Source organism: Brevibacterium sp. JSBI002 (genome assembly GCF_026013965.1).
GTDB lineage: Bacteria > Actinomycetota > Actinomycetes > Actinomycetales > Brevibacteriaceae > Brevibacterium.
Window position 1 is genome coordinate 2024057 of the sequence record NZ_CP110341.1, and the last position, 24129, is coordinate 2048185.

General features: G+C 65.6%; 21 protein-coding genes. 7 read left to right on the forward strand and 14 right to left on the reverse strand.

Annotated features, from left to right (window positions below; genetic code table 11):
- Positions 1-3: 3 nt before the first annotated feature.
- The 5 genes from ybeY to hrcA all read right to left on the reverse strand — a co-directional run bounded on the left by ybeY (position 4) and on the right by hrcA (position 4660).
- Positions 4-492: an rRNA maturation RNase YbeY gene (ybeY, locus tag LJ362_RS09315; RefSeq protein WP_264798775.1), complete on the reverse strand. Its 489-nt coding sequence runs from the start codon at positions 490-492 to the stop codon at positions 4-6.
- Positions 489-1523 (reverse strand): PhoH family protein, encoded by a 1035-nt coding sequence (locus LJ362_RS09320; RefSeq protein ID WP_264798776.1) that lies wholly within the window; start codon positions 1521-1523, stop codon positions 489-491. The genes ybeY and LJ362_RS09320 overlap by 4 nt, the downstream gene beginning before the upstream one ends.
- A gap of 100 nt (positions 1524-1623) precedes the next feature.
- Positions 1624-2385 (reverse strand): 16S rRNA (uracil(1498)-N(3))-methyltransferase, encoded by a 762-nt coding sequence (locus LJ362_RS09325; protein WP_264798777.1) that lies wholly within the window; start codon positions 2383-2385, stop codon positions 1624-1626.
- Positions 2382-3497, reverse strand: a complete 1116-nt coding sequence (dnaJ, locus tag LJ362_RS09330) for a molecular chaperone DnaJ (protein ID WP_264798779.1) — start codon at positions 3495-3497, stop codon at positions 2382-2384. Before dnaJ ends, LJ362_RS09325 begins: the two co-directional genes overlap by 4 nt.
- 122 nt (positions 3498-3619) lie before the next feature.
- Positions 3620-4660, reverse strand: coding sequence for a heat-inducible transcriptional repressor HrcA (gene hrcA, locus LJ362_RS09335; RefSeq protein ID WP_264798780.1), 1041 nt, complete (start codon positions 4658-4660; stop codon positions 3620-3622).
- A 160-nt stretch (positions 4661-4820) separates the two neighbouring features.
- On the opposite strand from hrcA, the gene LJ362_RS09340 reads away from it, so the two are divergent.
- From LJ362_RS09340 to LJ362_RS09350, 3 genes are all read left to right on the forward strand, one after another.
- A complete protein-coding gene (locus LJ362_RS09340) occupies positions 4821-5684 on the forward strand; it encodes a DUF3097 domain-containing protein (RefSeq protein WP_264798781.1) in 864 nt (287 codons plus the stop codon).
- 151 nt (positions 5685-5835) lie between these two features.
- Positions 5836-6522 (forward strand): DUF4870 domain-containing protein, encoded by a 687-nt coding sequence (locus LJ362_RS09345; protein WP_264798783.1) that lies wholly within the window; start codon positions 5836-5838, stop codon positions 6520-6522.
- Positions 6523-6625: 103 nt separating this feature from the next.
- Positions 6626-7369: a DUF4870 domain-containing protein gene (locus LJ362_RS09350; protein WP_264798785.1), complete on the forward strand. Its 744-nt coding sequence runs from the start codon at positions 6626-6628 to the stop codon at positions 7367-7369.
- A gap of 87 nt (positions 7370-7456) precedes the next feature.
- Here the strand turns inward: LJ362_RS09350 and hemW are convergent, their stop codons facing one another.
- Together hemW and lepA are read right to left on the reverse strand one after the other, a co-directional pair.
- Positions 7457-8686, reverse strand: coding sequence for a radical SAM family heme chaperone HemW (hemW, locus tag LJ362_RS09355; RefSeq protein ID WP_264798786.1), 1230 nt, complete (start codon positions 8684-8686; stop codon positions 7457-7459).
- Complete coding sequence (lepA, locus tag LJ362_RS09360; protein ID WP_101547210.1) at positions 8687-10555, reverse strand: translation elongation factor 4; 1869 nt, start codon at positions 10553-10555, stop codon at positions 8687-8689.
- Between the two features lie 163 nt (positions 10556-10718).
- Between lepA and LJ362_RS09365 the strand changes: the two genes are divergently transcribed.
- The 3 genes from LJ362_RS09365 to rpsT all read left to right on the forward strand — a co-directional run bounded on the left by LJ362_RS09365 (position 10719) and on the right by rpsT (position 12728).
- Entirely contained in the window at positions 10719-11483 is a 765-nt protein-coding gene (locus LJ362_RS09365; RefSeq protein ID WP_264798789.1) for an endonuclease/exonuclease/phosphatase family protein, read from the forward strand.
- Positions 11484-11607: 124 nt separating this feature from the next.
- Positions 11608-12222 carry a type II toxin-antitoxin system PemK/MazF family toxin gene (locus tag LJ362_RS09370; protein ID WP_264798790.1) on the forward strand — a complete coding sequence of 205 codons (615 nt, stop codon included), beginning with the start codon at positions 11608-11610 and terminating at the stop codon, positions 12220-12222.
- Between the two features lie 245 nt (positions 12223-12467).
- Positions 12468-12728 (forward strand): 30S ribosomal protein S20, encoded by a 261-nt coding sequence (gene rpsT / locus LJ362_RS09375; protein WP_139467376.1) that lies wholly within the window; start codon positions 12468-12470, stop codon positions 12726-12728.
- A gap of 128 nt (positions 12729-12856) precedes the next feature.
- On the opposite strand, the gene holA is transcribed toward rpsT, so the two are convergent.
- From holA to LJ362_RS09400, 5 genes are all read right to left on the reverse strand, one after another.
- Positions 12857-13840 carry a DNA polymerase III subunit delta gene (holA, locus tag LJ362_RS09380; RefSeq protein ID WP_264798792.1) on the reverse strand — a complete coding sequence of 328 codons (984 nt, stop codon included), beginning with the start codon at positions 13838-13840 and terminating at the stop codon, positions 12857-12859.
- 60 nt (positions 13841-13900) lie between these two features.
- Positions 13901-16123, reverse strand: a complete 2223-nt coding sequence (locus LJ362_RS09385) for a ComEC/Rec2 family competence protein (RefSeq protein WP_264798794.1) — start codon at positions 16121-16123, stop codon at positions 13901-13903.
- A 100-nt stretch (positions 16124-16223) separates the two neighbouring features.
- Complete coding sequence (locus tag LJ362_RS09390; protein WP_264798795.1) at positions 16224-17156, reverse strand: ComEA family DNA-binding protein; 933 nt, start codon at positions 17154-17156, stop codon at positions 16224-16226.
- Positions 17157-17283: 127 nt separating this feature from the next.
- Positions 17284-18159, reverse strand: coding sequence for a DegV family protein (locus LJ362_RS09395; RefSeq protein WP_264798797.1), 876 nt, complete (start codon positions 18157-18159; stop codon positions 17284-17286).
- Positions 18156-19463 carry a UDP-glucose dehydrogenase family protein gene (locus LJ362_RS09400; RefSeq protein ID WP_139467380.1) on the reverse strand — a complete coding sequence of 436 codons (1308 nt, stop codon included), beginning with the start codon at positions 19461-19463 and terminating at the stop codon, positions 18156-18158. The genes LJ362_RS09395 and LJ362_RS09400 overlap by 4 nt, the downstream gene beginning before the upstream one ends.
- A 95-nt stretch (positions 19464-19558) precedes the next feature.
- Between LJ362_RS09400 and LJ362_RS09405 the strand changes: the two genes are divergently transcribed.
- Positions 19559-20275 (forward strand): hypothetical protein, encoded by a 717-nt coding sequence (locus LJ362_RS09405; RefSeq protein WP_264798799.1) that lies wholly within the window; start codon positions 19559-19561, stop codon positions 20273-20275.
- A gap of 3 nt (positions 20276-20278) precedes the next feature.
- Here LJ362_RS09405 and nadE read toward each other — a convergent pair whose 3' ends face one another.
- A complete protein-coding gene (gene nadE / locus LJ362_RS09410) occupies positions 20279-21112 on the reverse strand; it encodes an ammonia-dependent NAD(+) synthetase (RefSeq protein ID WP_264798800.1) in 834 nt (277 codons plus the stop codon).
- A 99-nt stretch (positions 21113-21211) separates the two neighbouring features.
- On the reverse strand, positions 21212-24127 hold the full coding sequence (gene leuS / locus LJ362_RS09415) for a leucine--tRNA ligase (RefSeq protein ID WP_264798801.1): 2916 nt from the start codon (positions 24125-24127) through the stop codon (positions 21212-21214).
- Positions 24128-24129: the final 2 nt, after the last annotated feature.

The window sequence follows — 24129 nt, forward strand, 5'->3', positions numbered from 1 at the left end:
CGATCAGACCTCGGTGGGGGTGGGAATGTCGGTGCGACCGTCGTAGCGGGCCGCGAAGAAGGTCAGCAGCAGGTGCCGCTGGAGGGCGAACATCTCTTCCCGCGCTTCGGGCTCACCGTGGTCGTAGCCGAGCAGGTGGAGGAATCCGTGGACGGTCAGCAGCAGGACCTCGTCCATCGTCGAATGACCTGCCGCCCGAGCCTGAGCCTCGGCGACCTCGGGGCAGATGATGATGTCGCCCATCTGACCTTCGGTCGGCTTCTCCGGCTCGCCCTGGTGGAGCTGATCCATGGGAAAGGACATCACGTCGGTTGGTCCTTCGAGGTCCATCCAGGTGACGTGGAGTTCGGACATGGCCGCTGAGTCGACCATGGTCACGGCCAGCTCCGCACCGGGGTGCATGTGCAGGGCTTCGCCCAAGTACTCGGTCAGGGCCACGACTTCGTCGAGGTCCACATCGGCGTCGGTCTCGTTGAGGATCTCGGTGTTCATTCGGCACTCCCCCACAGGTCGTAGGCTTCGACGATCTTCGTCACCAGCGAATGCCGGACGACGTCCTTGCTGCCCAGTTCGCAGAACTGCAGGTCCTCTATTCCATCAAGGATGTCGCGGACGACCTTGAGTCCGCTGCGGGTCTTGCCCGGCAGGTCGATCTGGGAGATGTCACCGGTGACGACCATGCGTGATCCGAAGCCGAGGCGGGTGAGGAACATCTTCATCTGCTCGGCCGTCGTGTTCTGCGCTTCGTCGAGGATGATGAACGCGTCGTTGAGGGTGCGCCCGCGCATATAGGCCAGGGGCGCGACCTCGATCGTTCCGGTCTCGATGAGCAGCGGGATCGATTCGGGGTCGACCATGTCGTGCAGGGCGTCATAGAGCGGACGCACATACGGGTCGATCTTGTCGTTGAGCGTGCCCGGCAGGTAGCCCAGGGACTCCCCGGCTTCGACGGCCGGACGGGTGAGGATGATCCGTGAGACCTCTTTGTGCTGGAGGGCGTTGACGGCCATGGCCATCGCCAGGTACGTCTTGCCGGTTCCGGCTGGACCGATGCCGAAGGTGATCGTGTGGTTGCGGATGGCCCTGACGTAGTCGTGCTGGCCCATCGTCTTCGGACGGATCGACTTTCCCCTGGTGGAGAGGATGTTCGTGCCCAGCACCGCCGAGGCGGCCGCTCCTTCGGAGGAGAACGTCGTGACTCTCTCGACCGTCTCTTCGTTGATGCGATGGCCGGCCGCGTGGAGTTTCTTGAGTTCCCCGATGACGCTGACGAAGGCTTCGACGCGTTTCGGGTCGCCGGTGACCTGGACCTGGTTGGCTCGGACGTGGATGTCGAGGTCGGCGAAGGTCTTCTCCAGGGCGCGCAGGTTCGATTCTCCGGGACCGAAGAAGGCGACGAGGTCGATGGAGTCGGGGATGACCAGTCGCACGGTGTCACGATCGGCACCGTGGCTGTCCGTCACGGCATCAACGCCGGCGGCACCGTCGCCGGTTGCGCCGGTGTCCGAGTCGGTGGGGTTCATGGAGTTCGGGTTCGGTGGGGTGATGTCCAGAATGTTCCTTTGCAAGTGAGCGCACCGTCACCGGCAGCGCCTGAGTGTGCTTCCATCCTAGTCCGATGCCTCACCAACGGCCCAATGAATTCTGGGCCAGGACGAGACCGGCGGGTCCCGCCGATGACGAGCGCAGGATCGTCGGTCCCAGCAGCACCGGGGTCGCTCCACGGCCGGTCAGGGCGGCGAGTTCGCCGTCGCTGATGCCGCCCTCGGGGCCGACGACGAAGACGATGCGCTCCGGCAGCTGCGCCGAGTCGTTCGCGATCAGGTCGTCCAACGCTTCGGAGAGCCTGCGCTGAGCGGTCTCATGGAGGACGAAGACCGCGTCGGCGTCGTCGAGGGTCTTGGCCAGGGCGGCTCCGCGGACGAGGTCGTGGAGGATGGGAAATCGTGCTCGTCTGGCCTGCAGGGAGGCCGCTCCGAGGAGGTTCTCCCATTTCGCGGCCATCTTCTCCCGCTTCTTGGCCGGCCAGTCGGCGATCGAGCGTTCGGCCGCCCAGGGAATGACGTCGTCGACGCCGATCTCCGTGGCCGTTTCGATGGCCTGCAGGTCCCGGTCGCCCTTGGCCAGGGCTTGGACGAGGACGAGGCGCGGACCCGCGCTGTCCTCGACCGTCACCTCGGTGACGTCGATCGTCAGCTGGTTCGCCGAGGCGGCCGTGACGGTTCCGCGCGCACGTGCGCCTTCTCCGTCGACGATGTCGATGTCCTCGCCGGGACCGATCCGACGCACCCGCACCGCATGCCCGGCCACGTCCTCACCGAGGGTGAGGGCGGACCCGACGACCGCCTCGGCGGCGGTAGCGGAGCGGAAGACGGGAAGACTCACCGACCGGCGAACCGCTCACGCATGCGGGAGAACATTCCGCGGTTCTCGGTCGAGATCTGGGCGCGCGGTGTCTCTTCGCCGCGCAGTTCGGCGAGTTTCTCGAGCAGTTCGCGCTGTTCGTCGTCGAGTTTGTCCGGGGTGAGGACGTCGACGGTGATGAGCAGGTCGCCGCGAGTCTCCGAACGCAGGCGGGACGCGCCCAGTCCGGGGAGTTTCACGATGGTGCCGGACTGGGTGCCGGCGGCGATGGTGAGGTCCTGAGTGCCGTCGAAGGTCTCGAACGGGATGGTGGCGCCCAGGGTCGCTGCGGTCATCGGCACGGAGATGGCGGCCCGGAGGTTGTCGCCGTCGCGCTGGAAGACCTCGTGGCGGGTGACCATGACCTCGACGAACAGGTCACCGGCGGGTCCGCCTCCGGGGCCGACCTCACCCTGACTGGAAAGCTGGATGCGGGTGCCGTCGGAGACACCGGCGGGGATGCGGATCTTCATGGTCCGCTGTTTGCGCACGCGTCCGTCGCCCTGGCAGTTGAGGCAGGGGTTCGGGATGACGGTGCCGAAGCCGTGGCAGGAGTTGCAGGTCTGGTTCGTGACCATCTGACCCAGCAGGGTCCGGGTCATGCGCTGGACGCTGCCGGCTCCGTGGCACAGCGAGCAGGTCTCGATCTTCGTGCCTTCCTGCGTGCCGGCGCCCAAACAGGTGTCGCAGACGACTGCAGTGGTGACGTCGAGGTCGACGGTGCCGCCGAAGGCCGCGGTCTTCAGGTCGATATTGACGCCGACGAGGGCATCCTTGCCGCGCTGGGTGCGCGGGATCGGGCCTCCGGCCTGACCGCCGCCACCGCCGAAGAAGGTCTCGAAGATGTCGCCGAATCCGCCGAATCCGCCGCCGGCCGGGAAGCCCTGGCCATTCTCGCCGCCGCCCATATCGTAGTTGCGGCGCTTCTCCGAGTCGGAGAGCACGTCGTAGGCCAGTGAGATGGCTTTGAATTCGTCTTCGTGACCGGGATTGACGTCCGGGTGGTACTTGCGTGCCAGTTTCCGGTACGACGACTTGATCTCAGCCGCGGAAGCATCTTTGGACACTCCGAGTGTTTCATAGTGATCGGCCACAGAAACTTCTCTCTCCCTGACGTAGTGGTCTTCTCTGTTCGTGGTGGTGGCTGCGCCCTTGCGCGGTGCTCACCGGTTCTGCGCTTCCCGTCTGCGGGTGCCCCTGATCGATGTCAAGGGACCTACCCTCGATCGAGGATCGAGGACACGTATTTGGCGACGGCACGGACTGCCGAGATCGTCGTCGGATAGTCCATTCGGGTCGGGCCGAGCACTGCCAGTCTGGCCGAGGAACCCGCGTCATGACCATATTCGGCGGCGACGACGGAAGTCGAGCTGAATGATTCGTGAGTATTCTCACGCCCGATGCGCACGCTGATCTCCTCGTGGTCTTCGGCCATCGAGGTGAGCAGCTTGAGCAGGACCACCTGTTCTTCGAAGGCTTCGAGGATCGGGGCCATCTTCTCTCCGAATTCGCTTCCGGAGCGGGCGAGGTTCGCGGTGCCGGCCATGATGATGCGCTCTTCACGCGTCGCGGCGACGAGGTCGACGACGGCGGCCCTGACCTGTGTGAGTCCGGAGTCGTCACGAGCGGCCGGGTCACTCGATTCGGTGGCGGGCGCCTCGGCGGCGGGGGCCGATCCGAAGACCTGCGCGAGTGTTCGTCCGGCGAATTCGGCGTTGATCTTGTCGCGTAGTTCGCGGACGGCGTCTTCGTCGAGCGGGCTCGGGGTGATCACGGACTTCTGCTCGACCTGGCCGGCGTCGGTGATGAGGACGACGAGGATCCGGCCGGGAACGAGTCCGACGATCTCGATGTGCTTGATGCGCGCCCGCGACACCGTCGGGTATTGGATGAGCGCGACCTGTCGAGTGAGGCCGGAGAGGACGCGGACGGTGCGGTCGAGCATCTCGTCGAGGTCGACGTCGCCGTCGATGAGCTGGAAGATCGCGCGCCGCTCGGCGGTGGTCAGCGGTTTGAACTCGTCGATCCGGTCGACGAACATCCGGTAGCCGAGGTCGGTGGGGATCCGTCCGGCAGAGGTGTGGGGCTGGGCGATATAGCCCTCTTGTTCGAGCGCGGCCATATCGTTGCGGATCGTGGCGGGAGAGACGCCGAGGGTGTGGCGCTGGACGATCGCCTTCGATCCCACGGGTTCGTTGGTGGCGACGAAGTCCTCGACGATGGCGCGCAGCACCTGTGCACGTCTGCTGTCGTTCATCGCGGATCTCCTCTCTGTCTCGCCGATCCATCGCGGTCCCGTGCCTGCTCTTGGCACTCTGTGAGTCTGAGTGCCAATTCTACGCCTCTCGTTCCCGGAATTCATTTCAGGGGTGGCCTGCGGGTCTGCACGCCTGCGGGACCGTCCTTGATTATGGTGGGTGCCCGTGAATGCTTTTGATCGATATGGTCCCGATGTGCTCTCCGGTTCCTCCCCGTCGTCGCACCGCCCGAAGAAGTCCCGTCAGGTCGAGCTCGGCCTGGGCATGGTTCTCGAGGATGCGATGAGCGGCTATGTCGGCGCTGTCGTCGGCGCGGAGAAGACCACGGCCGGTGTCGTCGTCAAGCTCGAAGATCGCGTCGGCAAGGTACGTGCCTTCCCCCTGGGACCGGGTTTCCTCCTCGAGGGACAGCCCGTCGATGTGCAGCTGCCGAAGAAGAAGGCGCAGCAGCCCGGACGGACGGCCTCGGGGTCTCGCGCCGTGGTCGGCGCGAAGGCTCGGGTGGCTCGTGGGTCGCGCATCTGGGTCGAGGGCAAGCACGACGCCGAACTCGTCGAGAAGATCTGGGGCGATGACCTGCGCATCGAGGGCGTCGTCGTCGAGCCCCTGGGCGGTCTCGATGATGTCGCCGACAAGCTCGAGGCTTTCGGTCCGGATCGGGAACATCGAGTCGGTGTCCTCGCCGACCATCTGGTGAACGGGACGAAGGAATCGAAGATCGCCGAGGCGGTCCGGTCCGATCCGCGGTACCGCGATGTCGTCCACATCATCGGTCACCCGTACGTCGATATCTGGCAGGCGGTGAAGCCCCATGTCGTCGGCATCCGCGAGTGGCCGGTCGTCCCCCGCGGTGAGGATTGGAAGACGGGAATACTGCGTCGCATCGGATGGCCTCACGCCGACCATCGGGACGTTGCCCGCGGGTGGGTGCGCATCCTCGGGAAGGTGAGCACCATTGCTGATGTCGAACCGACGCTGTCGGGGCGCGTCGAGGAGCTCATCGACTTCGTCACCGTCGGGTGAGAGTCGTCGGTGGTGCGGCGCGGTGGAGCGTCATGGTCACGCGGAGCTGTCGGCGTGTGCCGAATCTGTCACAGGAGTGAGGCTTTCCCGACATCCTCGGGACACGTCGCTCCGTTAGGGTGAGTGGCAAGCACTCTTCGAAAGGATCCCCATGTCGTATCACCCCGAGCAGCCGGGCAGCCGCCCGATGCCGCCGAACTACTCTCAGGCCTCCGGTTCGCAGCAGCCCTACGCTCCGCAGGGCCAGCAGTATTCGCAGACGCACAGCGGTCAGCCGGGTTCCGGTGGGCAGTCGGGGTATGGTTCGCAGCGGGCGTACGGCGCTCAGCCGAACTACGGGGGCCAGCCGAACTACGGGGACCAGCCGGGATATGGCGCGCGGCCGGGCTACGATATGCCGCAGATGCACAACCCGGCGATGTTCGACTCCCGCTCCCTGCCTGAGCAGGCCTACGGACCCGGCTCCGAGCAGTTCTGGATGGCCCACGAACCCGACCGCACCACGGCAATGTGGACTCACCTCGGCTCGATCATCTTCGGCTTCATGCCGCTCATCATGTTCCTCGTGAAGAAGGACGAATCGCCGTTCGTCCGCGAACACTCACGTCAGGGTCTCAACGCGATGATCACGAACACGATCGTCACCTTCGGTGCGCTCTTCGTCTTCGGCTTCGTCGGGTTCATCCTGGCACTGGTGACTTTCGGGATCGGCATCATCGTCATGTACGCGGCGCTGATCGTCCCACTCGTCTACTGCGTCTTCTATATCATCGCGGCCGTCGCCGCGAACAAGGGTGAGGGGTATAAGTTCCCGCTCACCATCAATTTCGTGAAGTGACCATTCCCGCTCTCCCGGACTCTCTGGGTCAGCCCGGACCCTCTGGGGCTGCCCGGACTCTCTGGGTTAGTGTGGAGTGATCGCACACTCTGAAGGGACTCTCATGTCGGACAACCCGCAGCAGCCGAACAACGGACATTCACAGCCGATGCCTCCGAACTATTCCCCGCAGTCGGGCTCGCAGCAGCCGTATACCCAGCAGCCACAACACGGTTCGCAGCCGCAGCAGAGCGGTGAGGCCCAGTACGGCTCTCAGCCGCAGAATCCTCAGCAGCAGTATGGTTCCCAGCCGGGCTACGGTTCGCAGCAGGCGGGCGGCGCCCAGCAGCCGTACGGATCTCAGCAGGCGCACAGCGCTCCGCAGGGTCACCCTCAGCCCGGTTACGGATTCCAGGGAGCATCCTCGGCGCAGTCGGCTGCCGCCGGAGTGCCCATGGGGGCCGAACTGCCGGATGCGGCCTACGGCCCGAATTCGCTCGGCTTCTGGAATGCAGATCAGAGTGAACGGACGACCGCGCTGTGGTCACACCTCGCTCACGCCGCCACCTATGTCGTCGGCGTCGGCTGGATCGTCACGCTCATCCTCTTCATCATCAACAAAGACAAGTCACCGTTCCTCCGCCACCATGGCGCACAGTCGCTCAATCTGCTGATCATCGGCGTCATTGCCGCGTTCGGCATCGGGCTGATCGGCGGAATCCTCACGATCGTCGGCATCGGCTTCCTCATCCTCCTGCTCCTGCCGGTTCTCTCGATCTATATGATCGTCATCGAGATCATCGCCGGTATGGCAGCAAACCGCGGTGAGGGATACCGCATTCCGGTGACGCCGAACTGGATCAAGTGATCTGACGCCCATTGAGCGTTGCTCCCCAGCAGATTCGCAGAAGTACTCGCCCCGCCACCCGAACTCGGGTGACGGGGCGAGGCTCATTCACACGTATTCGGTGAGGATGCGCACCATATAGTCGGCCATGAGACGTCCCTGCAGAGTCGGCTGGAACCAGCCGACCGCGGCGCCATCGGCGTCGAGCAGACCCTGCCGGACGAAAGTTCTGACCGCCTTTTCGCTGCCTGGAGCCAGAGAATCCAGACGCAGCTCGCGGTCGATCCTGGCCGCCAGCATGATCCGTTCGATCTCCCGAGTCTGAACGTCGAGGACCTCACGACCGATCGACGGGGACTCCCCCGCCAACAGCCGATCGGCCCAGGCACGGGGGTGCTTGGCATTCCAGAACCGCACGCCTCCGATGTGTGAATGGGCGCCGGGCCCGAAACCCCACCAGTCGGCATTGCGCCAATAGGCCATATTGTGCTCACAGCGAGTCTCGGGACCGGTCGACCAATTGCTCACTTCGTACCAGTGCAGACCGGCAGCGGAGATCGCGGCATCGGCGATCTCGTATTTGTCGGCCAAGTCGTCTTCATCGGGCATCGGCAGTTCGCCGCGACGGACCATCGCGCCCATCTTCGTTCCCGGTTCGACGATGAGGGAATATGCCGAGATGTGATCGACCTCGTTGGACAGGGCCACGTCGAGAGAGCGACGCCAATCGTCGATCGACTCCCCCGGAGTGCCGTAGATGAGGTCGAGGCTGAGCTCGAGACCGGCGTCCTTGACCCAACGGGCCACCTCGGGGATCTTCTCCGGATCGTGGGTGCGGTCCAAGGTCGCGAGCACGTGCGGCACGGCCGACTGCATGCCCATGGAGATGCGGTTGAAACCGGCTCCGGCTAGGGTCGCGATGTAGACGGGGTCCAAGGTGTCGGGGTTGGCTTCGGTGGTGACTTCGACATTCTCCGCCAGGCGGAAGCGGGCGCGGACATCGTCCATCACCCCGGCGAGCACATCCGCTGCGAGCAAGGTCGGGGTGCCTCCGCCGAAGAAGATCGTCGAGACCTCACGGTCGCCGGCCCCCGCCTCGTCGAGGGCGGACACGGACAGATCGAGCTCACGGGCGAGATTGCTGCGGTAGTCCTCGCGAGACGCGCCCGGGCCGAGGTCGTCGGCGGTATAGGTGTTGAAGTCGCAGTAGCCGCAGCGGACCCGGCAGTACGGGACATGGATGTAGAGGCTCAGCCCCCGCTCGGCAGCCCCGATCCCCACCGATGTCGGCAGCGAACCGTCGCGCGGAGGGACCTCACCGGTCGGTTGTGCGGGCACTTACTTCTTGCTGTCCTTCGTCTCCGGCTCGTCGGAGGACAGGGCCGCGATGAACGCCTCCTGCGGAACCTCGACGGTGCCGACCATCTTCATCCGCTTCTTGCCTTCCTTCTGCTTCTCGAGCAGCTTGCGCTTACGGCTGATGTCGCCGCCATAGCACTTCGAAAGCACGTCCTTGCGGATGGCGCGGATCGTCTCGCGGGCGATGATGCGTGAGCCGATGGCCGCCTGGATGGGCACCTCGAACTGCTGACGCGGGATGAGCTTGCGCAGCTTCCCTGCCATCGCCACACCGTAGGAATAGGCGTTGTCGCGGTGGACGATCGCGGAGAATGCGTCGACCTGGTCGCCGTGCAGCAGGATGTCGACCTTGACGAGGTCGGAAGCGTCCTGACCGTCGTCGGAGTAGTCGAGGGAGGCGTAGCCTTTGGTCCGGGACTTCAGCTGGTCGAAGAAATCGAAGACGATCTCCGCCAACGGCAGACGGTAGCGGATCTCCACGCGGTCCGAGGACAGGTAGTCCATGCCCTGGAGTTTGCCCCGGCGATCCTGGCACAGTTCCATGACCGCGCCGATGTAGTCGCTGGGGGTGAGGATGGTCGCCTGCACCATCGGTTCGCGGACTTCCTTGATCTTGCCCGTCGGGTATTCGCTCGGGTTCGTCACCACGGTCTCCGAACCGTCTTCCATGGTCACGTCATAGATCACGGACGGGGCGGTGGAGATGAGGTCGAGATCGAACTCCCGTTCCAAGCGGTCGCGCAGGACTTCGAGATGGAGGAGACCGAGGAATCCGCAGCGGAAGCCGAAGCCCAGAGCCGTCGAGGTCTCGGGTTCGTAGGCGAGAGAGGCGTCGTTGAGTTTGAGTTTGTCCAGCGCATCGCGCAGCACCGGGTAGTCGGACCCGTCGATCGGGAAGAGTCCGGAGAACACCATCGGTTTGGGCTCGCGGTAACCGCCGAGAGCCTCCGTCGCGGGCCCCGCAGCGGCGGTGACGGTGTCGCCGACCTTCGACAGGCGCACATCCTTGACACCGGTGATGAGGTAGCCGACCTCGCCGACGCCCAGGCCCTTCGTCGCCTTGGGCTCGGGCATGGAGGCACCGATCTCCAGCAGCTCATGGGTGGTGCCGGTCGACATCATCTCGATCTTCTCGCGCGGGGACAGAGAGCCGTCGATGACGCGGACATAGGTGACCACACCGCGGTAGGTGTCGTAGACGGAGTCGAAGATCATCGCGCGGGCCGGGGCATCGGCATCGCCGACAGGCGCGGGGATATCGGTGATGATGCGATCGAGGACCTCCTCGACGCCTTCGCCGGTCTTACCGGACACGAGTAGGCAGTCCTCGGGTTCGCAGCCGATGAGGTTGGCGAGCTCTTCCGCATATTTCTCCGGCTGTGCGGCCGGCAGGTCGATCTTGTTGAGCACGGGAATGATCGTCAGATCGTTCTCCATGGCCAGGTACAGGTTGGCAAGCGTCTGGGCTTCGATGCCCTGAGCGGAGTCGACGAGCAAAAGTGCACCTTCACAGGCGGCCAAGGACCGCGAGACCTCGTAGCTGAAGTCGACGTGCCCGGGAGTGTCGATCATGTTGAGCGCGTACGGGGTGTCCTCGTGTTCCCACGGCATGCGCACGGCCTGGGATTTGATGGTGATTCCGCGTTCGCGTTCGATGTCCATCCGGTCGAGGTACTGGGCACGCATATCGCGGTTCTCGACGACGCCGGTCATCTGGAGCATGCGGTCGGCTAGGGTCGACTTGCCGTGGTCGATATGAGCGATGATGCAGAAATTGCGAATCAGCTCGGGTGAGGTGGCAGACGGTGAGATCCGCTTTGCAGCTTCCTTATTCACCTGAGGTGACATGAACGCCCTTTCTTTGACAGACCAGGTCCCCAGACAGACCGGATCCCCCATTGTTTCATGACTTGCTCGCGGACCTGGAATCCACGGGCGTGCACGTCGTGATCGTCCGTGTCTTTCGCGATTCGCGACCCGCCGATCGGCGCCGATCGGAGAGGATGGAGTCATGAGCGAATTCCGGGTCATGAGCTTCAACCTCCGCTATCCCGCGATGGACGGTCATCCGGTGGCCGAGCGGCTGCCCATTGCCGCCGAACTCATCCGGCGTGCACGTCCGCACCTCATCGGCACCCAGGAGGGTGAACTCGACCAGCTCGAGACGCTCATCAGCCTGCTGCCCGAAGAGTACATCTGGCTCGGAGAGGGCCACTCCGGCGGCAACTCCGGCGAGTTCACCGCCGTGATCCTCGATTCGAAGCGCTTCGACGTGGAAGCCGTGGACATCAGCTGGTTGTCCGAACAGCCCGACACCGTGGCCTCGGAATCGTGGGGAGTCTCGCATGCGCGCACCCTGACGACAGTCGATGTCCGTGACCTCGGATCCGACCGGCGTCTGCGAGTGCTCAACACCCACCTCGATCACAAATCCGAGCGCGCCCGTCTAGAGTCCGGTCGGATCATGGCCGAGACCATCGCCGAGGTGGCCCATCCCTGCGTGGTCACCGGTGACTTCAATGTCGCCACCGGCTCCCCGGTCTACGACTTCTTCTGCACCGAGCTCGGCCTCACCGACACCGCCGCCGAGGTCCCCGGTGAGGACATCGGCACCTTCCACCGCTACAAGGGTCCGAAGGCAGGCGAGCCGCGCATCGACTGGATCCTCACAACCCCGGGCCTGCGCACACTGACCACGCGCATCGACACGTTCGAGGTCGACGGGAAGTACCCTTCCGACCATTTCCCCGTCGAGGCGGTCCTCGAATTCTCGTGACCGTGACGGCTCGTGCGGCCGATCATTACGGGTCGTTTGCCCGTCCGCGTCGGCTCGTTCGCCCGACCGGGTCGGCACACAGTTCTCTGCAGCCTGTGCCAGCCTGCTCGTTTAGGCTGGACATATGAATTGGAGATCACTGGTCAATCGGGCCGCGAGAATCGGTGTCCGCGAAGGGCTGCGCTATCTGCGCCAATCGCAGTCGAAGAAGAACTCCGGAGGCGCATCGCAGCCAACGGATGCCAGCCGGCCGAATTCGGCACGGTCCGGCGGTGGAGGTGCCGCCTCGGCGGGTTCTGCCAATCGTTCCGCCTCGGGCGGCCAGGGCGGATCCGGTGCGTATCCCGGCGATTACAGGGGCTCGATCACCGTCAGCTACTCCCCCGACCTCGACGGCGACGCCGATCCGGGCGAAGTCGTCTGGGGGTGGGTCCCCTTCGAGGAGGACTACTCGCAGGGCAAGGATCGACCGTCTCTCGTCGTCGGACGTGACGGCAGATGGGTGCTCGCGCTCATGCTCACCAGCAAGGATCACATCCCCGGCGGCGTCGGCGAGGTCCGAGAGGACCGGCACGCGAAGTGGATGAACATCGGCACCGGGGACTGGGATTCGCAGGGTCGGCCCTCGGAGCTCCGCCTCGATCGCATCATCCGTCTCGATCCCGATTCGATCCGCAGGGAAGGCGCGATCATGCCCCGCGACGTCTTCGACCGGGTGGCCGAGCACATCTCCGGTTGACACTCGGCAGACCGGGCGAGCGGAGCCTTCATCTTCCCTGCGTTGATGGGTGCGCGGGGATTTCCAGCCCGGGACTCGAGCCTGTACCATAGGTGATTGTGTCTTCATCAAGGCGTGTGTCTCGCCGAGGTCGGGTGAAGACGCCGTCGGATTCGATGTCGTCGATGTGTTTCCCCGCGGAGATGATCATGTCGGTTCGATGCGCCCTCACGACCATGTACCACTAACACGAAAGAGTGTTGAAATTGGCTAATATCAAGTCCCAGATCAAGCGGATCAAGACCAACGAGAAGGCTCGTCAGCGCAACAAGGCTGTCCGGTCCGAGGTTCGGTCCTACGTCCGCGTCGTTCGCGAGAACATTGCTGCCGGCAACAAGGAAGAGGCACAGCAGGCTTATGCTGTGGCTGCCCGCAAGCTCGACAAGGCTGTTTCGAAGGGTGTTCTGCACAAGAACAACGCTGCGAACCGCAAGTCGCGCCTGGCTACGCAGATCAACGCTCTCTGAGCACGACTGAGGCTATAGCTTCACGGGGTCCGAACCACACGGTTCGGACCCCGTTCTCTTCCCCTATTACTACCTGACGGCGGCCCAGCAACCTGGCGCGAGGTTGCTGGGCCGCCGTCAGGTAGTAATTAGCGGGTTTTGGCTAGGCGGGCGACTTCTGAGACGAACCATTCGACGGCGTAGACCGGATCGCGTCCCCCGCCCTTGACGGCCGCATCGGCCTCGGCCGCGGCGATGAGCGACTGGCCGAGCGCCACCTCGTTCCACCGCCTCACCTCCCGGCGGGCCCGGTCGACCTGCCACGGAGCCATCTTCAACTCGGAGGCCAGCTCCCCGCTGGTGCCGGAGAATCCCTGCACCTTCGCCATACCGCGCAGCTTCATCGCGACTGCCGCCACCAGCGGGACCGGATCGGACCCCGTCGACAGGGCATGCCTGAGCAGACTGAGCGCGCTCTTCGCGTCGCCTGCGACTGCCGCATCGGCGACCTTGAAGCCTGTGGCCTCGACCCGACCGCCGTAGTACTGGTCGACGACCTCGGCGGTGATCGTGCCCTCGGTGTCTTCGATGAGCTGGTCGACTCCGGCATTGAGTTCGGCGAGATCAGAGCCCAGCGCCGACATGAGCGCGGCCATCCCCGCTTCGTCGATGCGCCGCTTCGCGGTCTTGAACCGGGTCTGGGCGAACTTCGCCCGATCGCTTTCGTTCTTCAGCACCGCCGCGTCGATGCGGGGAAAACCGGCGGAGTCGAGTTTCTTGATGAGCTTCGCTCCCCGGTTGCCGCCGGCGTGCAGCAGCACCACGACGGCGTCATCGTTCGGAGCGTCCAGATAGGCCAAAGCGTCACTAAGGAAGTCCTCCGAGCACTTTTCGACCGCATCGACGACGATCAGCTTCGAGGAGGAGAACAGAGACGGTGAAGCCGCCATCGCCAACTCGCCGGCCTGGTATCCGGCAGCGTCGAATTCGATCTCTTCGGGATCCTGTTTCCGTGCGGCCGACACGATGCGGTCCTTGGCCATGCGCACGAGCACCGATTCGCCACCGGAGATCATGACGACAGGGGCCGGTTTCGCCGAGCTCCACGGGATCAGGGTCTTCTTCACTGCCATGGACCCCAGCCTATCGCGGCGGCCCGACATGACCGGCAAGACGGACCGACACCTGCCATCTCATCCCTTGTCCTCCGGACACCTGTGACCCGTGCTGAAACGACTCTGCGCGTAGAGCGCAACCGAACCGCAGTGATCGGTGCGCAGCACGGGCACGGGACCGAAGGAGCGCAGCGACTTCTCACTCGGATGCCCGTAGCTGTTCTCCCCCACCGAGACGATGCCGAGCCCGGGAGCCGCTGCTGCGAAGAACTCGGGTTCCAGATCGGAGGAACCGTGGTGGGGTGCGACGAGCACATCCACCGGTCGCACCTGTTGGGCGAGCACATACTGCTCCTCGGCTCCGACGTCGCCGGGCAGCAGAGTGCTCAGCCCTTCCTGTTCGACCCGCACCACCAGGGAGTCTTCGTTGCGCAGCTCCTCGTCCTCGGCCGCAGGGACCGAGCGCAGGGGCGGCCACAGCACTTCCAGACTCGCCGTCTCGAAGGTCAGCGTCCGGCCGCGGTGGGTGGGGACCGCCTCGGCGCCGGTGTCATCGATCACGCGCCGGGCCTCGGGCGAGGTCGCGACGTTCGCGGAGACGAACAGCCGGTCGACCTTGCGCCCCCATGTCGTGCCCGCATAGCCGGCGAAGTGGTCGGCGTCGAAGTGGGAGATGAGCAGATCGAATTCCTCGATCCCGGATTCGTCGAGGCAGGTGTCGATGGGTTTCGGCTCGCGCCCTGTGTCGACGACGAGGCCCCGACCATCGCCGAAGTTGATGATGGCCGCCGACCCCTGACCGACATCGCAGACGAGCACCAGCCAGTCCGCTGCAGGCGGCTTCGCCCTCACCGTGACGATGACGGCGGCAGTGAGCAGGCAGCACACGACGAGGACGGGCAGACCCCAGAGGCGACGACGGACGAGCATCCACGTCCCGGCCACGGCGAGGCCGAGCAGACCGAGCGCCAGCAGCGTTCCGACCGGCGGCACCGGCCAGTCCAGCGCCGCTCCCGGCAGCGCGGCGCAGACTCGGGCGACGAGGACGATCCACCAGGCCGGGAAGGACCCGATCCACGCCAGCAGGGCCGAGGCGAAGTCGGCTCCGGGCACACCTGCCATCGCGATGCCGGTGGCCACGAGGCTGAGGAAGCCCGCCACCGTCGCCGGCATGACCGCCGGTGCGGCCGCGGCGTTGGCGGCCACCGACCACAGACCGATGCGCGGGTCGATCGCCACGAGCACCGGGGTGCACGCAAGCTGGGCGACGAATGGCACGATGAGCGCGGTCACGAACACCGTGGGCAGCAGCGGCAGGTGCACGGCGAGACGGCACAGCAGGATCGGGACGACGAACATGATCGCGGCCGTGGAGACCACGGACAGGACGAACCCCACCGAGGTGGCCAACACCGGCACGAAGGCAAGCAGCAGGCTCGCGGTCGAGCACATGACCGCGACCGGGGAGATCCCGCCGCCGCGCAGGAAGACGAGTGCCGCCGCAATCGCCATTCCGGCGGCGCGGATGGCGCTGGGTTCGAAGCCGACGATGAAGACATAGGCGAGGCAGGTGAGAACACCGATGCTCACACGCAGCCGTGGGCCGGCTCGGCAGGCCCCGGCGAGCAGTCCGGCACCGAGGCTGACGATCGTGACGTTGCTGCCCGATACGGCCGAGACGTGGGTGAGGGAGACGACCCGCATATCGTCGGCCATTCGGTCGTCCTGAGGCGAGGTGTCACCGACCACGAGTCCGGGCAGCAGCCGTCCTCCGTCGTTGCCTACGGCGAGAGAATCGACGCGGAGTTCGGTGCGCAGCCTCTCACGCCACTGCCACAGTAGGTTCGGTTCTTCGAGCACCTGCGGATCTGCCTCGGTCGAGCGGATGTCGTCGAGGCGCTGAGTGCGCATCCGCACGGTCGCTCCGTCGGCGGCGGTCTCGGGGCTGAGCACGTGGGTGAATCCGGTGGGGGTGAGCAGGGTCAGTCGCGTCCAGCCGGACGCTCCGGGCTCACTGTGGCCGACGACGAGCCCAGTGGTCTCGGCCTCATCGTCCGGTCCGTGAGCGGCGGCCAGGGCGGTGATCTGGATCGTCAGCAGGCAGGTGAAGACGAGGACACCGACACCGAGGTGGTGGTGCCGTCGCAGGATCACGATACCGAGGAGTCCGAGCACGGGAACACCGAAGAGCACCCACGGCTCCGGTGACAGGAGAGCACTGGCCCAGAGGCCGGCGGCACAGCAGAGGAGACGGACGGAACCCGGCCACAGCGCCGCCCGCTCCCGCACCCAAGCAACCACGGACGCGTACCTATGTCGCAGGGCAATCAGTCTGCGCTCCCACGCCTGCTGCCGAGATCGCCTCGTTCGCAGCCGTGTGTGTACGGCTGCGGGGCCCGGGTCAGCCGACGGTGACAAGGTCTTTGAGGCTTTCGAAGGTCTTCGGCCCGATGCCTTTGACGAGCAGCAGATCCTCGACGCTCGCGAACGGCTGCTGGCTGCGGTGGCTGATGATCGCCTCGGCGGTGACGGGTCCGACCCCGGGCAGCGTCTCCAGGGTGGTGGCATCGGCGGTGTTGAGATCGACCTTTCCCGCCTGGCCGGGTGCCCCACCACTCGCCGCGGCTGATGAATCGACGGTTCCCGGCGAGCCGCCGTCTCCACCCGCGCCCGCTCTCCCACTTCCGGCCGAGCCCGTTCCGTCCTGACCGGTCCCGTTCGCCTCGGCACCATCGACGTCGGCTGCCGGTTCTTCTCCTTCAGCCGGGATGTGGATCTGCTCACCGTCGGCGACCACCCGCGCTAAGTTCACCGCTTCGCTGTCGGCTCCTGCGCTCAGCCCGCCGGCGGCTTCGACAGCGTCTTGGACCCTCGCACCCGCCTTCAGCGTGACCACGGAAGGGTCGTTGACCGCTCCGGTGATATGGACGATCACTTCCCCGTTCGCATTCGCCGACTTCGCCGAGGCGGCTCCCTCCTTTCCCGCGGCTGCTCCCGCCGTTCCCTCGGCCGATCCCGCACCGGTTTCGCCTGTTTCACCTCCCTTGCTGGTCGCGGCAGGCGACTGATCGGCTTCCGCGCCTTGGCTGGGATCGTCACCGTTGCCCACGGGCGAATGCTGTGGAGCGGGGCGGAAGAGGAAGAAGGCGAGGACGAGGATTCCGACCGTGGCGATGCCGAGAGCCGCCAGCACGGGCAGACGCACGCGACGGGGTTCGACGGGTTCTTCGTCACCGGCGGTGTCGGCGGTGTAGACGTCGCCCGGCACCCAACCGCCGCGCTCGGCACTGGCGCCCAGGAGGCCGGCGAAACGATCATCCGGAGACACAGCCATGGTCCGAGATTAGGAAGCGCCGGCACGCAGCGGCCAGGGCAGAATCGTCGCCTGTGGACAGAGCATCTGCGTCCACAGGGCAGAGGTGATCAAGTCACCCGAGCATCCCCAGGCAGGAATGTGTGAGTCAGGGTGTGGTCTGCACGGTCACACCGACCGTGCCGGGGCCGACGTGCGCGGTGATGATCGTCGACAGCGTCCTGAACGACGAGTCGAATCCGAGCTCGCGCAGCCGTGAACTCAGCAGTTCGGCATCCGCTGTGTCCATCTCCCCTTCGGCGTTCTGGACCTCGACGTGCACGATGTCTTCCGGATCGGCCACCTCCGCAGCGGCCTGCGCGGCCAACGCGACGATCTTCTCCAGGGCCTTGGTGCGAGTGCGCACCCGGGCCAGCGGAACGACGACTCCAGCGCTGAGACCGAGCACGGGGACGATCTGCAGGGCCCGGCCGAGCAAGGAGGACGCGGCGCCGATCCGGCCGCCTCGGCGCAGGTGTTCGAGGCTGCCGGGGGCGAACACGGAACGGGTCTCGGCCGCGCACCAGTCGGCGATGGTTCCGGCGATCGATTCGACGTCGAGTCCCTGCCGGATCCCGGCCACGGCCACAGACAGTGCCCCGGCCAGTCCCGCCGAGGTGGTCCTCGAGTCGACGACATCGACGAGGATGTCTTCGGCTTCGGCGGCCTTGACCGCGGAATCGCGGGTGCCGGAGAGCTCCGCGGACATGGTCACGACGATGATGGCTTCCGCGCCGTCCTCGTGCAGCCGTGCATAGGCGTCGGAGAACTGGGCCGGGGTGGCCATGGACGTGGTGACCTCGACTCCGTCGGTCATCTTCGCGCACAGATGCCCGGCATCGACCTCACCGTCGGCGAAGGCGACTCCGCCGATGAGCACGGTCAGCGGCACCACGGCGAAGAGACCGCCAGTGGTCTCGCTGAGCGCTTCGCGTTCGTCCGCGGAGAGCTGCGCCGTGGAGTCGGTGACCAGCCCGATTCTCATGGACGGCCCAGGGCTCGGTAGGTCCAGCCCGCTGCCCGCCACAGTTCGGGAGTGAGCACGTTGCGGCCGTCGACGAGCACTTTCCCACTCACGAGTTCGGCGGTCGCCGCCGGGTCGAGGTCGCGGTATTCGCGCCATTCCGTCAACAGCAGCACTGCTTGCGCCCCGGTGATCGCCTCGGCGGTGTCGGCGACGTAGTCGAGTTCGGGGAACGACTTCTGCGCATTCCCGATCGCCTGCGGATCGGTGACGGTGACCAGCCCGCCCTGGGTGGCGATGAGCCTGGCCACGGCCAGGGCCGGAGAGTCACGAACGTCATCGCTGTCGGGCTTGAACGCGGCGCCGAGGATGGTGATCTTCTTGCCGATGAACGACCCGCCCAGGGCATCGCGGGCGATGTCGACCATCCGCACACGACGGCGCATGTTGATCGAGTCGATCTCCTTGAGGAACGCCACCGCCTGGTCGGCGCCGAGCTCCCCGGCTCTGGCCATGAAGGCGCGGATGTCCTTGGGCAGGCATCCGCCGCCGAATCCGAGCCCGGCGTTGAGGAACTTGCGGCCGATCCGATCATCCATGCCGATCGCGTCGGCGAGCTGGGTGACATCGGCTCCCGATGCTTCGCAGAGTTCGGCCATGGCGTTGATGAATGAGATCTTCGTGGCCAGGAACGAGTTCGCCGCGGTCTTGACCAGCTCGGCGGTCGCGAAGTCAGTGATCATCCGGGGCGTGTCTTCGGCGAGGATCGAGGCGTAGACCTCGTCGAGGGTGGCGGCCGCGGCCTGCCCCGGCTCACCGTCGGCGACTCCGTACACGAGACGGTTCGGGTGGAGGGTGTCCTCGACAGCATGACCCTCGCGCAGGAATTCCGGGTTCCACATCATGGCGGCGCCGGTGTCGGCGATGATACCGGCCAGACGCTCGGCGGTGCCCACGGGAACGGTCGACTTTCCCACAACCACCGACGTCGCAGTCAGGTGCGGGTGCAGGGATTCCACGGCCGCATCGACATAGGTGACATCGGCGGCGAACTCACCGGGCTTCTGCGGAGTGCCTACACATACGAAGTGCACGGTGGCGTCGGCGGCGCGGGAGATCTCGGTGGTGAATTCGAGTTTTCCGCGCTCCTGAGCCTTCACGAGGAGTTCACTCAGTCCCGGTTCGTAGAAGGGCGGACGACCGGAGGTCAGGGCCTCGACCTTCTCCGTGTCGACATCGACTCCCGTGACCTCATGGCCCAGAGACGCCATGGCCGCCGCATGGACCGCGCCCAGATATCCGCAACCGATGACTGAAATCTTCAAACCGAGCTCTCCTGGGTATTGGCATGCGTTTTCGACCACACTATATGCCACCCGGTTGCACGATATGTGGAGGTTGAAACAGTAGGCTTGGAATTGTGAAGCGTTTCCTTGATTTCCTCACCAACTCACCGGCCGCCGTGACGTTTGCGGTGCTCACCGTGCTCGGCATCATCGCCTTCGCCATCCCCGGGCTGCACTCTGCAGCCTGGATCATCGGACTCGTGCTGTGCCTCGGCGTGATCGCCGCGTTGCTGATGTTCCACGGCGAATGGCGACGTGCTCAACAGCAGATCGACGCACTGCGCCAACAGCTCAGCGTCGAGCGCGGGCGGATGGACACTCTCGGACTGACCCCGGTGGAGGACAAGGTCGAGCTGCTTCCCGATGAGCGTCGCGCCCGTCGCATCCTCGAGCTCATCCCGGATTCGTCGGGCCTCGTCCAGTCCCTGCGACTCGACGCGACCTTCGCCACCGTCGCCGTCGACGAACTCGAGCCGCTCAACACCTTCTGTGCCGAGTTCAAGAAGGCCAGCTTCGACAACCCGCGTTCGCACACCGCGTTCATGAACCTCTATCGGGCAGCCGAGGGCCTGTCGATCTGGGTGAAGGAGGAGACCCAGGTCTCTCCCGATGATGCCGGCACCCGTGAGATCCGTCCCGGCGATGCCCGCAAGGACGGCTGGCGCGGTTACACCGAGGCTCAGAGCCGGGGTGAACGCCTCAGCGACGAATTCGTCTCCTCCCGTTGGGAGTTCAACCAGACAGCCCTCGAACTCGGACTCGTCTCAGGCACGCCGCCGTTCAACGACTGAGGCTCAGTGCCGGATCCACCAGGAATCGACCGGAGCCACAGGCGTGCGCCGTTTGTGCTCTGAGCGGCGGTACTTCTCGATGAGCGCCGAGGCGGCCGCAGGCTCGATCTCCTTCCCCTCGAGGAAGTCATCGATCTGGTCGTAGGTCAGACCCAGCGACGATTCGTCCGTCTGCCCGGGTTCGTCATCGAGCAGATCCGCGGTGGGGGCCTTGACGATGAGATGTTCGGGAGCGCCGAGGTGGCGCAGCAGTTCCCGCCCCTGCCGCTTGTTCAGACCTGCCAGGGGGATGACGTCGGCCGCGCCGTCACCGAACTTCGTGAAGAACCCGGTGACCGCCTCGGCGGCGTGATCCGTGCCGACGACGAGTGCCTTCTTCTCCCCTGCCAGCTCGAACTGAGCGATCATCCGCATCCGGGCCTTGACGTTGCCCTTGCCGAAATCGGTGATCGGCTCTCCGGTGGCCTTCTCGTACTCCTCGGCGGCCGCATCCGTGGCGGCTCCGATGTTGATTGCCAGCTCATGATCGGCGGCGATGAACGACAGAGCATCCTGGGCGTCGCCCTCATCGGTCTGCACATGGTGAGGCAGGCGCACGGCCCAGAACTCGGCGTCGGCCCCGCGGCGGCGCAGGTCCTCCACCGCCAGCTGGCAGAGCCTGCCGGCCAGTGTGGAGTCCTGTCCGCCGCTGATGCCGAGCACGAGTCCTCTGACCCCGGTGGTGAGCACATAGTCGACGAGGAACTCGACACGGCGGGCGATCTCCGTCGCCGGGTCGATCTGCGGTCGCACGCCGAGGGCGTGCCGGATCTCGTCTTGAACTCTGTCGTTCGTCATGCTCTCACCAGTCGTAGTCGGGGACGAAGCGCCGCGTTCCGGCGCCCGCACTCATGCAGTCTCCCAGATGCCGTGTTACGGCGAAGTATCGGCCGGGTCTCAGGCGTCGGGGACGATGTTGACGAGCTTGGGGGCTCGCACGATCACCTTGCGCACTCCGGCGCCGCCGAGGGCCTTGACGGCGTTCGGCGATTCGAGCGCCAGCTTCTCGAGCTCTTCTGCGGGGATGTCCGGGGCCACCTCGAGCCGTGCGCGCACCTTGCCCTTGACCTGGACCACGCAGGTCACGGTCTCGGCGACGAGGTGCTTCGGGTCCGCCTCGGGGAAGGCCGCATAGGTGACCGTCGACTCGTGTCCGAGACGTGACCACAGCTCTTCGGCCAGGTGCGGGGCGAAGGGCGCGAGCATGATCGTCAGCGGTTCGAGGACGTCCCGGGTCGCACCGCCCTGTTTGGTGGCATGGTTGGTGAGCACGATGAGCTTGGAGATCGCGGTGTTGAACCGCAGATGGTCCATGTCTTCGCGCACACCGTCGATGACCTGGTGGAGGACCTTGAGCGATTCGGCGTCGGCCTCACCGTCTGCGACCACGGACCCGCCGGTGGTCTCGTCGACGAAGAGTCGCCACACGCGCTGCAGGAACCGCTGTGCGCCGACGACGGCGCGGGTGTCCCAGGGACGGTCCTGCTCCAACGGGCCCATCGACATCTCGTAGACGCGGAAGGTGTCGGCACCGAAGGCGTCGTACATCTCGTCGGGCATGACGGAGTTCTTCAGCGATTTGCCGATCTTTCCGTACTCCCGGTTGACCTGTTCGCCGTCGTACCAGAACGTCAGCTCACCGTTCGATTCGGTCCTCTCCTCCACCTCGGCGGCGGGGACGTAGACGCCGCGGGAATCGGTGTACGCATAGGCCTGGATGTATCCCTGGTTGACCAGGCGGTGGAACGGCTCGGACGAGGAGATGTGCCCGAGGTCGAAGAGGATCTTGTGCCAGAAGCGGGCATAGAGCAGGTGGAGCACAGCGTGCTCCTGCCCGCCGACGTAGAGGTCGGCGCCGCCGCGCGGCTTCGAGGCCCGCGGTCCCAGCCAGTACTTCTCGTTGGCGGGGTCGACGAGACGGTCGTCGTTGTGCGGGTCCGCGTAGCGCAGCTGGTACCACGAGGATCCGGCCCAGTTGGGCATCGTGTTCGTCTCACGCTGGTAGGTCTTCGGACCGTCGCCGAGGTCGAGTTCGATGCTCGTCCATTCCTGGTTCCGGCTCAGCGCCGGTTCGGGACGGCTGTCGGCATCGTCGGGCGCGTAGGTCCGCGGTGCGAAATCGTCGACTTCGGGCAGCTGGACGGGCAGCATCTCGTCGGGCAGAGCGATCGGGGTGCCGTTCTCGTCGTAGACGATCGGGAACGGTTCGCCCCAGTAGCGCTGGCGCGAGAACAGCCAGTCGCGCAGGCGGTACTGGGTGGACTCGGTGGCCAGTCCCTTTCCGGCCAGCCATTCGGTGACCCGGGCCTTCGCCGCGTCGATCTCGAGGCCGTTGATGTCGATCTCGGCATTGGCCGAGTTGATCATCACTCCGGTGCCGGTGAACGGCGCGTCCTCGTCGTGGTCGGCGGGAGGCTGCACGGTGCGGATATAGGGCAGTCCGAAGGCCTTTGCGAAGTCCCAGTCACGAGCGTCTTCGGCCGGCACGGCCATGATCGCTCCGGTGCCGTAGCCCATGAGCACATAGTCGGCGATGAAGATCGGAACCTGTGCCCCGGTGGCCGGGTTGAGCGCATAGGAGCCGGTGAAGATGCCGGTCTTCTCCCGGCTCTGCTGCCGGTCGGCGTCGGTCTTGGCCGCAGCGGCGCGCTGGTAGGCGGCGATCGCCCCGGCGGGGGTGGCCTCTCCCCCGCGCCAGGATTCGGGGGTCGTCTCATCCCAGGACTCAGCGGTCAGGTCGGCGACCTGCGGGTGTTCGGGGCTGAGGACGAGGTAGGTGGCGCCGAACAGGGTGTCCGGGCGGGTGGTGTAGACCTCGATGTCGGAAGCATCGTCACCGGCGATGGGCAGGCGCAGCAGGGCGCCCTTCGACCGCCCGATCCAGTTGACCTGCATCGCATGGATCGCATGTGGCCAGTCCAGTACGTCGAGGTCGTCGATGAGGCGGTCGGCGTAGGCGGTGATGCGCATGTTCCACTGGCGCAGACGGCGGGTGAAGACCGGGTAGTTTCCGCGCTCGGACAGACCCTCGGCGGTGACCTCTTCATTGGCCAGCACGGTGCCCAGCCCGGGGCACCAGTTGACCGGGGATTCGGAGACGTAGGCGAGGCGGTAACCCTGCAGGACGTTCTCGCGCTCCGCCGGGCTCAGCTCCGACCAGGCGCGGCCGTCGGGTGTGGGGCGTGCACCGGAGGCGAACTGCTCGATGAGCGTGTCGATCGGACGAGCCGCGCCCTTGGCTTCACCATCGGGGGTGGTCGCCTCCGTGTCGTACCAGGAGTTGAAGATCTGCAGGAAGATCCACTGCGTCCATCTGACGAATTCGTCGTCTGTCGTGGCGAAGCGGCGGCGCACGTCGTGGGCCAACCCCAGGCGACGCAGCTGCTCGGTCATGTTCGCGATATTGGCATCGGTGGTGATGCGCGGGTGCTGACCGGTCTGCACCGCGTAGAGATCGGCGGGCAGTCCGAAGGCGTCGTAGGACAGGGCGTGCATGACATTGTGTCCGCGCATCCGCTGATAGCGGCCGTAGACGTCGGTGCCGAGGTAGCCCAGCGGGTGGCCGACGTGCAGTCCCACACCGGAGGGGTACGGGAACATGTCCATGATGTACAGGGACTCGCGCTCGCTCAGGTCGGCCGGCGGACCGTAGGGCGACGAAGCATCCTGGGAGTCAAGCTCGCCGAGGTCTCCGGTGGGGTTCGGGGTGTGGAACGTGCCCGATTCCTCCCAAGTGCGCTGCCACGACTTCTCGATCTTTTCGGCCAGCGCCGCGTCATAGCGGAAACCGGTCTCCTCAGGGTTCGTCGTCATTA

Coding starts and splice junctions, on each gene's coding strand:
- LJ362_RS09345 (WP_264798783.1), top strand. CDS start 5,836: ATGTCGTATCACCCCGAGCAGCCGGGCAGCCGCCCGATGCCGCCGAAC.
- leuS (WP_264798801.1), bottom strand. CDS start 24,127: ATGACGACGAACCCTGAGGAGACCGGTTTCCGCTATGACGCGGCGCTG.
- ybeY (WP_264798775.1), bottom strand. CDS start 492: ATGAACACCGAGATCCTCAACGAGACCGACGCCGATGTGGACCTCGAC.
- LJ362_RS09320 (WP_264798776.1), bottom strand. CDS start 1,523: ATGAACCCCACCGACTCGGACACCGGCGCAACCGGCGACGGTGCCGCC.
- LJ362_RS09395 (WP_264798797.1), bottom strand. CDS start 18,159: ATGAGAATCGGGCTGGTCACCGACTCCACGGCGCAGCTCTCCGCGGAC.
- LJ362_RS09365 (WP_264798789.1), top strand. CDS start 10,719: ATGAGCGAATTCCGGGTCATGAGCTTCAACCTCCGCTATCCCGCGATG.
- lepA (WP_101547210.1), bottom strand. CDS start 10,555: ATGTCACCTCAGGTGAATAAGGAAGCTGCAAAGCGGATCTCACCGTCT.
- holA (WP_264798792.1), bottom strand. CDS start 13,840: ATGGCAGTGAAGAAGACCCTGATCCCGTGGAGCTCGGCGAAACCGGCC.
- LJ362_RS09370 (WP_264798790.1), top strand. CDS start 11,608: ATGAATTGGAGATCACTGGTCAATCGGGCCGCGAGAATCGGTGTCCGC.
- LJ362_RS09390 (WP_264798795.1), bottom strand. CDS start 17,156: ATGGCTGTGTCTCCGGATGATCGTTTCGCCGGCCTCCTGGGCGCCAGT.
- nadE (WP_264798800.1), bottom strand. CDS start 21,112: ATGACGAACGACAGAGTTCAAGACGAGATCCGGCACGCCCTCGGCGTG.
- LJ362_RS09350 (WP_264798785.1), top strand. CDS start 6,626: ATGTCGGACAACCCGCAGCAGCCGAACAACGGACATTCACAGCCGATG.
- hrcA (WP_264798780.1), bottom strand. CDS start 4,660: ATGAACGACAGCAGACGTGCACAGGTGCTGCGCGCCATCGTCGAGGAC.